The organism is Streptomyces sp., from assembly GCF_035563135.1.
Lineage (GTDB): Bacteria > Actinomycetota > Actinomycetes > Streptomycetales > Streptomycetaceae > Streptomyces.
The window spans coordinates 1-9824 of the sequence record NZ_DATMVN010000869.1; the positions used below are offsets into that span (position 1 = coordinate 1).

General features: G+C 71.8%; 10 protein-coding genes and 1 pseudogene. 6 read left to right on the forward strand and 5 right to left on the reverse strand.

The window, feature by feature from the left end:
• From VN520_RS38335 to VN520_RS38350, 4 genes and pseudogenes are all read right to left on the reverse strand, one after another.
• Positions 1 to 292: pseudogene (locus VN520_RS38335) on the reverse strand (diguanylate cyclase); the annotation flags it as partial.
• Positions 293 to 365: 73 nt separating this feature from the next.
• On the reverse strand, positions 366 to 1178 hold the full coding sequence (locus VN520_RS38340; protein ID WP_325751572.1) for an enoyl-CoA hydratase/isomerase family protein: 813 nt from the start codon (positions 1176 to 1178) through the stop codon (positions 366 to 368).
• A 261-nt stretch (positions 1179 to 1439) separates the two neighbouring features.
• A complete protein-coding gene (locus VN520_RS38345) occupies positions 1440 to 2630 on the reverse strand; it encodes an adenylate/guanylate cyclase domain-containing protein (protein ID WP_325751573.1) in 1191 nt (396 codons plus the stop codon).
• A 153-nt stretch (positions 2631 to 2783) separates the two neighbouring features.
• Positions 2784 to 3653 (reverse strand): biotin--[acetyl-CoA-carboxylase] ligase, encoded by an 870-nt coding sequence (locus VN520_RS38350; protein ID WP_325751574.1) that lies wholly within the window; start codon positions 3651 to 3653, stop codon positions 2784 to 2786.
• Positions 3654 to 3827: 174 nt separating this feature from the next.
• Between VN520_RS38350 and VN520_RS38355 the strand changes: the two genes are divergently transcribed.
• The 4 genes from VN520_RS38355 (at position 3828) to VN520_RS38370 (ending at position 6485) form a co-directional block, all read left to right on the forward strand.
• Entirely contained in the window at positions 3828 to 5408 is a 1581-nt protein-coding gene (locus VN520_RS38355) for an acyl-CoA carboxylase subunit beta (RefSeq protein WP_325751575.1), read from the forward strand.
• Positions 5409 to 5428: 20 nt separating this feature from the next.
• Positions 5429 to 5635, forward strand: a complete 207-nt coding sequence (locus tag VN520_RS38360; RefSeq protein ID WP_325751576.1) for an acyl-CoA carboxylase subunit epsilon — start codon at positions 5429 to 5431, stop codon at positions 5633 to 5635.
• A gap of 70 nt (positions 5636 to 5705) precedes the next feature.
• Positions 5706 to 5834: a morphogenic membrane protein MmpB gene (mmpB, locus tag VN520_RS38365; protein ID WP_325751577.1), complete on the forward strand. Its 129-nt coding sequence runs from the start codon at positions 5706 to 5708 to the stop codon at positions 5832 to 5834.
• Between the two features lie 39 nt (positions 5835 to 5873).
• The gene (locus tag VN520_RS38370; protein ID WP_325751578.1) at positions 5874 to 6485 is read left to right on the forward strand and encodes a nucleoside triphosphate pyrophosphatase; all 612 of its coding nucleotides are present in this window, start codon (positions 5874 to 5876) and stop codon (positions 6483 to 6485) included.
• Positions 6486 to 6497: 12 nt separating this feature from the next.
• On the opposite strand, the gene VN520_RS38375 is transcribed toward VN520_RS38370, so the two are convergent.
• Positions 6498 to 6935 (reverse strand): hypothetical protein, encoded by a 438-nt coding sequence (locus VN520_RS38375; protein WP_325751581.1) that lies wholly within the window; start codon positions 6933 to 6935, stop codon positions 6498 to 6500.
• A 459-nt stretch (positions 6936 to 7394) separates the two neighbouring features.
• On the opposite strand from VN520_RS38375, the gene VN520_RS38380 reads away from it, so the two are divergent.
• Positions 7395 to 9149, forward strand: coding sequence for an acetyl/propionyl/methylcrotonyl-CoA carboxylase subunit alpha (locus tag VN520_RS38380; protein WP_325751579.1), 1755 nt, complete (start codon positions 7395 to 7397; stop codon positions 9147 to 9149).
• Positions 9150 to 9258: 109 nt separating this feature from the next.
• Positions 9259 to 9824 (forward strand): helix-turn-helix domain-containing protein (locus tag VN520_RS38385; protein ID WP_325751580.1); only part of this gene is annotated, 566 nt, incomplete at its 3' end.

Genomic DNA, 9824 nt, shown 5'->3' on the forward strand with positions numbered 1-9824 from the left:
CGCCGCCCGCCCAGCGCTCGTGGAGGAATTCCGTGATCTCCGGGAACTGGTGCACGGGGTAGGCCTCGTTCTCGGGGAACTCCTCCTCGCCCTCGGCCCGCTCCCCCGCGTTGACCAGCACGCGCAGCCGGCCCTGCTCCCGCTCCCACACGGAGAGGGCGGCGAAGCTGCCCGCCAGCGCCTGGCACGCCCCCACCGCCGCGGCGTGCCAGGACTCACGCGGGGTGGAGGCCGCCGCCATCGTCTGTGCCAGCGCCACCACGGCGCGCAGCCGCGCATCATCACCGCCCATCGCCCCAGCTTAGGTAGGTTTGCGCTGTTCCGACCGGCCGGCGGTACTGATGATCTTCAGTTCGGCTCCCGGCTCACTCGCCGGGCCAGGCGGGCTTCCGCTTCTCGTTGAACGCGGCCACGCCCTCGGCCCGGTCCCCGGAGAAGGCCACGGACCGCCAGGCGGCGTCCTCCACCTCCAGCCCGGCCCGCAGATCCAGTCCCTGACCCAGCCGGAGCGCCCGCTTGGCGGCCCGGAGCCCCACGGGTGAGTTCGCCGCGATCCGGCCGCCGACGGCCAGCGCCTCCTCCCGGTCCCGGCCCGCTTCGACCAGCTCGTCGACCAGGCCCAGCTCGCGCGCCTCGGCCGCCTCCACCCGCCGGGCGGTGAACACCAGCTCGGCGGCGCGCGCCGCGCCCACCCGGCGGGGCAGCAGCTGCGTACCGCCGCCGCCCGGGATGACGCCCACGGACACCTCGGGCAGGCCGACCACGGCCGTACGGTCGGCCACGATCACATCGCAGGCCAGCGCGAGCTCGAAGCCGCCACCGAGAGCGAAGCCGTGGACGGCGGCGACGACCGGCATGGGCAGCTCCAGCACGCCGGTGTACGCGGCCCGCGCCGTGGGCCGCTGCCGCACCAGCTCGGCGTCGGTGAAGGAGTTCCGCTCCTTGAGGTCCGCGCCCACGCAGAAGGCGCGCTCATGGCTGGACGTGAGCACGGTCGCCCGCACCCCCTGGTCGGCGCCGAGCGCGGCACAGGCTTCGGCGATGGAGCGCGCCATCGCGGTGCTCACGGCGTTCATCGCCTCGGGCCGGTCGAGCACCAGCTCGGCGACGTGGTCCTGGCCCTCGTGCCGCCGTACGACGACGAAATCCCCGAACCTCTGCTCGGACGTGACACCCATGACTGCACCCCTCCGGTTAACGAGCGTTACCGGAATCCTAGGGGCGGGCCCGCCGCGCGGGGCCGTTCCCCTCCCCGCCCTTTTCCGGAACCAGGGGATCCGGCTCCCGGACGCCGGCCGGGTCTGCTCGCACATGCCCGGCCTCCACCGCACGGGTGACTCCCTCAGCTCCTCCGGCGTTCGAGGAGCGGGGCCCGGGGCCCCGCCCCGGCGCGGGAGGGGCGGGGGATCAGCCCGCCGCGGGCGCCCCCGCGGCCCGCGTCAGGACGACGGCTTGCCCCGTCTGGCCAGCAGCCACGGCTCCACCACACCCAGCCCGCGCACCGGCCGCTGCCACATCGGCTGCAACCCGAAGCGGTACGCCGTCGGCGGCGGCACCTCGTCCGGGCTGCGGCCCTCCTTCTCCGCCAGCCGGGCGCGCTCGGCCGCCGCCGCGGCCTCCTCGGCCTCCGAGGCGGGGGCGTCGCCGTGCCTGATCAGCTCCGCGGCGAACGCACCGTCGACCAGCACCGCGTCCTTCGGCGCTATCGACGTGAGCCGGCTGGCCAGATTCACCGTGGTGCCGAACACGTCGCCCATGCGTGTGGTGACCGTGCCGAAGGCGATGCCGACCCGCAGCGCGGGCATCGTCGTGTCCTGGGACATCACCTCGACCAGCCGGAGCGCTATCTCGCCCGCCGTGCCCGCGTCGTCCGCGGCGAAGAGGACCTCGTCGCCCAGGGTCTTGATGAGCCGCCCGCCGTGCGCGGCGACCAGGTCCGCCGAGGTCGTCTCGAAGGCCTCGACGAGCTCGCCGAGCTCCTCCTCCTCCAGCCTCCGCGTCAGCCGGGTGAAGCCGACGAGGTCGGCGAAACCCACGGCGAGCCGCCGGTCGACCATCTCCTCGTCGTCCGCCGCCTGCACGACCCGGCCCGTGGCGGCGGCGAGCTGGCGCCGCCACACGTAGACCAGGAACTCCTCCAGCTCGGGCAGGAGCAGCTCGATGAGCGGGTAGGTGACCTCGGTCCGGGTCATCCCGGCCTCGGGGGGCTCGGTCAGCCCCTCCAGGAAGGAGTCGATCTGCCACTCCGCCAGCCGGGCGGTGGTCTGGCCGGTCGACCGGGCCACCTGGATCGCCATCGGCTCGCTGAGCAGCCCGGCCTCCACGAGACCGGCGAGGCGGCGCAGCGCCAGGACGTCCGCCTCGGTGAGCGCCTTGGCCTGCCCGATGTCGGCGAAGCCCATCGCCCGCCAGAAGCGGGAGGCCAGGTCCATGGAGACCCCGGCGGTCCTGGCCGCCTGGAACGGCGTGTAGCGGCGGTCGGCCCCCAGGATCAGGGCCTCCAGCCGGATGGCGAGCGGGTCGTCGGTCGGCTCGGCCGTGTGGTCGACCTCGTGATGCGGTGTCGAGTGGACCGACCGTCCCGACGAGGGCTCCGCGCCGTCGTCGGAGTTCGTGTCGTCGACGGTCACCGGCCGCCTCCTGCCCGTTCCCTGCGCACTGCCCTGCCGATCTGTCGCTGGATCGCCTCAACGATACGGCAGGTGTGCCCTGGCTCACGTCCCCGGCCGCACTGTGCCGGGTCCGTCATACGTGACATCACCCGTATGTGCACAAGCGCCGGATCAGGTGAGCCCTCCTTCCTCTCCGCGCAGGTGGACGATGTCGCCGGCCGACACGGGTTCCTGGAGGCCGTCGCCCGTGGCCAGCACGAGCCGTCCGTCGCCGTCGATGGCGACGGCCTCGCCGACGACGGACCGGTCGCCCGGCAGCTCGGCGCGCACCGTCCGGTCGAGCGTGGCGCAGCCCGCCGCGTAGGCCGCCTGGAGCCCGCTGCCTGCGGCGTCGCCGTCCGCGTCGCGCCATTGCCCGTACCACTGTTCCAGTGAACGCAGGACGGCCCGGAGCAAGGTCTCGCGGTCGGTGGAGACGGCTCCGGCGAGTGCCAGCGAACCGGCGTGCGGGGCGGGCAGCTCGGCCGCGCGCAGCGACACGTTGAGCCCGATGCCGATGATGACGCCGTCCCCGGCGCGCTCCGCGAGGATGCCGCCGGCCTTGCGTTCCGTGCCGCCGACGGTCACCAGGAGGTCGTTGGGCCATTTCAGCGCCATGTCCACACCTGCCGACTGCGCGAGCCCCGTGGCGGCGGCGACACCGGTCAGCAGCGGCAGCCATCCCCAGCGTTCGGCGGGTACGTCGCCGGGGGTGAGGTGGACCGAGAGGAAGAGGCCCGAGCGGGGCGGGGCCGTCCAGCTCCGGTCGAGCCGTCCGCGGCCGGCGGTCTGCTCCTCGGCGACCAGCACCGCCCCTTCCGCCAGCCCTCCGCCGGCGGCCCGTGCCGCGAGGTCGGTGTTGGTGGAGCCTGTCGCGTCCACGACGTCGAGCGAGGTCCACAGACCACCGGGCCTCAGCAGCGCGCGGCGCAGCGCGGTGACGTTCAGGGGCGGCCTGTCGAGGTCCGACCAGCGGTTGGGCGACGCATCGGGAGGTGTCATGCAACCCACATTAGGTGTGGCCAACGACGCACTGCCGAACCGTATGCGCGCCGATACGCTACGGATCAGTAGCCGAACCCGCAGACGAGTGATCCGCCGTCGAGCACACAGGGGTCCAGCACCTCGACCGGATGTATCAGCCGTCCCCGTGACCAGGCAGGGAGCCGCCACCCGATGTCCGAGCCGCAGAGCGATATCCACACCACCGCGGGCAAGATCGCGGACCTGCAGCGCCGTATCGAAGAGGCCACACACGCAGGTTCCGCCCGCGCCGTCGAAAAGCAGCACGCCAAGGGCAAGTTGACCGCCCGCGAGCGGGTCGATCTCCTGCTCGACGAAGGTTCCTTCGTGGAGCTCGACGAGTTCGCACGGCACCGGTCCACCAATTTCGGGATCGAGGAGAACCGCCCTTACGGGGACGGGGTCGTCACCGGTTACGGCACGGTCGACGGCCGTCCCGTCTGCGTGTACTCGCAGGACTTCACCATCTTCGGCGGCTCGCTCGGCGAGGTCTACGGCGAGAAGATCGTCAAGGTCATGGACTTCGCCATGAAGACGGGCTGCCCCGTCATCGGCATCAACGACGGCGGCGGCGCGCGCATCCAGGAGGGCGTCGTCGCCCTCGGGCTGTTCGCCGAGATCTTCCGCCGCAACGTGCACGCCTCCGGTGTCGTCCCGCAGATCTCACTGATCGTCGGGCCCTGTGCCGGCGGCGCGGTCTACTCCCCCGCGATCACCGACTTCACGGTCATGGTCGACCAAACCTCGCACATGTTCATCACCGGCCCCGACGTCATCAAGACGGTCACCGGTGAGGACGTCGGCTTCGAGGAGCTGGGCGGCGCCCGCACGCACAACACCACCTCGGGCGTGGCCCACCACATGGCGGGCGACGAGAAGGACGCCATCGAGTACGTCAAGTCCCTGTTGTCGTACCTCCCGTCGAACAACCTCTCGGAGCCCCCGGCCTTCCCCGAGGAGGCGGACCTGGAGACCACGGACGGGGACCGCGAGCTCGACACCCTCATCCCGGACTCGGCGAACCAGCCGTACGACATGCACACCGCCATCGAGCACGTGCTCGACGAGGGCGAGTTCCTGGAGACGCAGGCCCTGTTCGCGCCGAACATCATCACCGGTTTCGGGCGCGTCGAGGGTCACCCGGTGGGCATCGTCGCCAACCAGCCGATGCAGTTCGCCGGCTGCCTGGACATCGACGCGAGCGAGAAGGCGGCGCGCTTCGTCCGCACGTGCGACGCGTTCAACGTGCCGGTCCTCACCTTCGTCGACGTGCCCGGCTTCCTGCCGGGCGTCGACCAGGAGTACGGCGGCATCATCCGCCGCGGCGCCAAGCTCATCTACGCGTACGCCGAAGCCACCGTGCCGCTGATCACCGTCATCACCCGCAAGGCGTTCGGCGGCGCGTACGACGTGATGGGGTCCAAGCACCTGGGCGCCGACCTGAATCTGGCCTGGCCGACCGCGCAGATCGCGGTCATGGGCGCCCAGGGCGCGGTGAACATCCTGCACCGGCGCACCATCGCCGCCGCCGAGGATCCCGAGGCCACCCGCGCCGAACTGATGGCCGACTACGAGGACACCCTCCTCAACCCGTACGTCGCGGCCGAGCGCGGCTACGTCGACGCGGTCATCATGCCCTCCGAGACCCGGGCACACCTCGTGAAGGGCCTGCGCCAGCTCCGTACGAAGCGCGAGTCGCTGCCTCCGAAGAAGCACGGCAACATCCCCCTCTGATCCGACCACCGGGAGCCACCATGATCAAGGTCGTACGGGGCAATCCGACCCCGGAGGAACTCGCCGCGGCGCTCGCCGTGGTCCAGGCACGCGCGGCGGCGGTGGCCGCGGTGCCGTCCGGCGCCCCACTGCCGCCCGAGCAGTGGTCCGATCCGGGGCGGATCGCCCGCCGGGGCACGCTCCGGCCGGGGCCCCGGTCGTGGGCACGGACGTACTGGCCCTCCTGAGGGCGGGCCGAGCGGCGCTTGAGTACGCGTACTCAGGCGCCGCAGGCGTGTCCGGAGCACCATCGGAACCATGCTGTGGTCCGACCCCGAGAACAAGCCGCCGAAGGAACTGCGCGACGCCCAGGACATGATGCGCCGCGCGGGTCTGCTGCTCGCGCTGGCCATGGTGGTCGCGATGTCCGTCCTGGGCACCCGCTGAGGCCCCGGGGGCCTCTCGCCCGCCCCGGCCCCGCCTACGATGGCGGGTATGACTGATCAGCGTCGTCTCGTGCTCGCCTCCGCCTCCCCCGCCCGTCTCGGTCTCCTGCGTCAGGCGGGTTTCGCCCCCGAGGTGATCGTCAGCGGTGTGGACGAGGACGCGATCACCGCTCCGACCCCGGGTGAGCTGGCGCTCGTCCTGGCCGAGGCGAAGGCCGCCGCGGTGGCGGCCCGTCCCGAGGCCGCGGGCGCGCTCGTCATCGGCTGCGACTCGGTGCTGGAGCTGGACGGCGAGGCGCTCGGCAAGCCGGCCGACAGCGAGGAGGCCACCGCGCGGTGGAAGTCCATGCGCGGCCGGTCGGGCATCCTGCAGACGGGGCACAGCGTCATCGACACGGCCACCGGCCGTACGGTGTCGGCGACCGCGTCCACCGTCGTCAGGTTCGGCGAGCCCACGGACGCCGAGGTGGCGGCCTACGTCGCTTCGGGTGAGCCCCTCCACGTCGCCGGGGCGTTCACCCTGGACGGCCGCTCGGCGCCCTTCGTCGAGGCGATCGAGGGCAGCCACGGCAACGTCATCGGCCTCTCGCTGCCGCTGTTGCGCCACCTGCTCGGCGAACTGGGCCTCTCCGTCACCGACTTGTGGGTCTGAGCGGCGCCGGCGTCACACCGGCGCCTGAGCTCCCCGTGCGCCGGCCCTGCCCGTGTCCGGCTCATGCCGCTCGAACACCACCAGGGTCAGCACGATCAGACCGAGGGCGGCCATCAGGAACACGAAGGCCGCCCAGCCGATCAGACCCACCGCCAGTGCGCCCAGCACCGCGTGGGCGACCGCGCACATGATGAGGCCGATCCTGGCGAAGCGCCCCGGGGCGCGGTCGCGCAGGCCGGCCAGGAGCGGTATCAGCCCGCAGAGCAGCAGCAGCGCGCCCGAGACACCGCCCATCACCCATGTCCCGGTGACCATGGCGTCCGGGTCCATCCCGGCCAGGGACATGTTCTGGTTGCCCACGACCGTCGCGAGGACGCCGTTGAGGACCACGATGCCCACGGCTTCGACGAACAGAACGAGCGCGGTCGCGAAGGCCACTGGTCTGCGCACCACGGGGCCACCCCCTGTTACCTGTAGTACGGCCGGTACAGCGCGGACCCTACAGGGAGCTGCCCCCCGCTCGTCAGGGACTCGTCAGGGGATCGTCAGGGACCCGGGGGACGGTATGTGTGTTCCGGACAGGAGTTCGCGCACGCCTCACGCCGGTATCACGGTCCTGGGACCCGCTCCGCGCCGCCGCCCCGTGGTGCAGCAAAGATTTCCTCGTCCGTTCGTAGGGAGTCCACAAAGAAACGCCGCGCGGCGTTGACCGTACGAACAGAGACTTGAGCCACACTTCATGGCTACTGTGCGGTCAAGGATCCCGGCGTACCGTGATGTGACAAGGGATTTCGCGACTCGAGCAAGCCTCGAATCACACTCCGTGTGGGCAAGTTCACTATTGGGGACGGGTCGTACGGCCGTGTCGGTAGTCCCTAAACTCAGCTTGTTCTCAAGGAGGGAGTCATCGTGCGCAAGGTGCTCATCGCCAACCGTGGCGAAATCGCTGTCCGTGTTGCCCGGGCTTGCCGGGATGCCGGAATCGCGAGCGTAGCCGTCTACGCCGATCCGGACCGGGATGCCCTGCATGTGCGCGCGGCAGACGAGGCGTTCTCTCTGGGCGGTGACACCCCGGCCGCCAGCTACCTGGACATGGCCAAGGTGCTCCAGGCGGCCAAGGACTCGGGGGCGGACGCGATCCACCCCGGCTACGGCTTCCTCTCGGAGAACGCCGAGTTCGCCCAGGCCGTCCTGGACGCGGACCTGACGTGGATCGGTCCCCCGCCGCAGGCGATCCGGGACCTCGGCGACAAGGTCGCGGCCCGGCACATCGCGCAGCGCGCCGGTGCCCCGCTGGTGGCCGGTACGCCGGACCCGGTGAGCGGTTCCGACGAGGTCGTGGCGTTCGCCGAGGAGAACGGCCTGCCGATCGCGATCAAGGCGGCCTTCGGGGGCGGCGGGCGTGGTCTGAAGGTGGCCCGCACGCTGGAGGAGATCCCCGAGCTGTACGACTCGGCGGTCCGTGAGGCCGTCGCCGCGTTCGGCCGCGGCGAGTGCTTCGTGGAGCGCTACCTCGACAAGCCGCGCCACGTGGAGACCCAGTGCCTGGCCGACACCCACGGCAACGTCGTCGTCGTGTCCACCCGTGACTGCTCGCTCCAGCGCCGCCACCAGAAGCTGGTCGAGGAGGCCCCCGCGCCGTTCCTGACCGAGGCGCAGAACGCCGAGCTGTACGCGGCGTCCAAGGCGATCCTCAAGGAGGCCGGCTACGTCGGCGCCGGCACGGTGGAGTTCCTCGTCGGCCTGGACGGCACGATCTCCTTCCTGGAGGTCAACACCCGCCTCCAGGTCGAGCACCCGGTCACCGAGGAGGTCACCGGTCTCGACCTCGTCCGCGAGATGTTCCGCATCGCCGACGGCGAGGAGCTCGGTTACGGCGACCCGGCGGTGCGCGGTCACTCCTTCGAGTTCCGTATCAACGGTGAGGACCCGGGCCGGGGCTTCCTGCCCGCCCCGGGCACCGTCACCCTCTTCGCCCCGCCCACCGGCCCCGGTGTCCGCCTGGACGCGGGCGTGGAGTCCGGCAGTGTCATCGGCCCGGCCTGGGACTCGCTGCTGGCCAAGCTGGTCATCACCGGTGCCACCCGTGAGCAGGCCCTCCAGCGCGCCGCGCGTGCGCTGGCGGAGTTCCAGGTGGAGGGCATGGCCACCGCCATCCCCTTCCACCGCGCGGTCGTGGCCGACCCGGCGTTCACCTCCGACCCGTTCCGGGTCCACACCCGGTGGATCGAGACGGAGTTCGTCAACGAGATCAAGCCGTTCACGGTCCCCGCGGACCAGGACGCCGACGAGGAGTCCGGCCGCGAGACCGTCGTCGTCGAGGTCGGCGGCAAGCGCCTGGAGGTCTCCCTGCCCTCCTCGCTCGGCATGAGCCTGGCGCGTACCGGCCTGGCGGCCGGTGCGAAGCCCAAGCGCCGCGCGGCGAAGAAGTCCGGCTCCGCGGCCTCCGGCGACACCCTCGCCTCCCCGATGCAGGGAACGATCGTCAAGATCGCCGTCGAGGAGGGCCAGGAGGTCAAGGAAGGCGACCTCATCGTCGTCCTGGAGGCCATGAAGATGGAACAGCCCCTCAACGCCCACCGCTCCGGCACGGTGAAGGGCCTGGCGGCGGAGGTCGGCACGTCGGTGTCGTCCGGCGCCATGATCTGCGAGATCAAGGACTGAGTGCCCGTTCTCCTCACCGGAGGACCGTTCTCCTCACCGGGGGCCCGGCATCTGCCGGGCCCCCGGTGGCATCCTTGGGGCGCGGAGCGGACACCAGGAGGACACGGCGATGGCGATGAGCACGGTACCGACACCGGCCCGGCCGATGCGCGCCGACGCGCGCCGTAACCACGACCGGCTGCTGAGCGAGGCGCGCGCCTCCTTCGCCGCCCAGGGCACCGATGCCTCGCTGGAGGACATCGCCCGGCGGGCGGGGGTCGGGATCGGCACGCTCTACCGGCACTTCCCGAACCGTCAGGCCCTGATGAACGCGGTGTTCCAGGAGGCCCTGACCGCGTTGCTCGCCCGCTCCCGCGAGCTGGCGCAGGCCGACCAGCCGTGCACCGCGCTGGTGGAGTGGCTGGGCGCGATCGTCACCCATGCGGGTGAATACCGGGGCCTGGCACGGGCACTCATGGCGGCTCCGGGAGACGAGTCCTCGGCCCTGACGTCATGCCATGTCCCCCTGCGTCGGGCAGGAGCACGGCTGCTGGCCCGAGCGCAGTCGAGCGGTTCGGTGCGGGCGGATGTGTCGATCGACGACCTGCTCCAGCTGACGAACGCGATCGCACTGGCCGCAGAGCAGACCCCGGCCGACCCCGCCCTGGCCGGCCGCCTGCTGTGCCTGACGCTCCA

Coding starts and splice junctions, on each gene's coding strand:
- VN520_RS38355 (WP_325751575.1), top strand. CDS start 3,828: ATGTCCGAGCCGCAGAGCGATATCCACACCACCGCGGGCAAGATCGCG.
- VN520_RS38350 (WP_325751574.1), bottom strand. CDS start 3,653: ATGACACCTCCCGATGCGTCGCCCAACCGCTGGTCGGACCTCGACAGG.
- VN520_RS38340 (WP_325751572.1), bottom strand. CDS start 1,178: ATGGGTGTCACGTCCGAGCAGAGGTTCGGGGATTTCGTCGTCGTACGG.
- VN520_RS38370 (WP_325751578.1), top strand. CDS start 5,874: ATGGCGGGTATGACTGATCAGCGTCGTCTCGTGCTCGCCTCCGCCTCC.
- mmpB (WP_325751577.1), top strand. CDS start 5,706: ATGCTGTGGTCCGACCCCGAGAACAAGCCGCCGAAGGAACTGCGCGAC.
- VN520_RS38360 (WP_325751576.1), top strand. CDS start 5,429: ATGATCAAGGTCGTACGGGGCAATCCGACCCCGGAGGAACTCGCCGCG.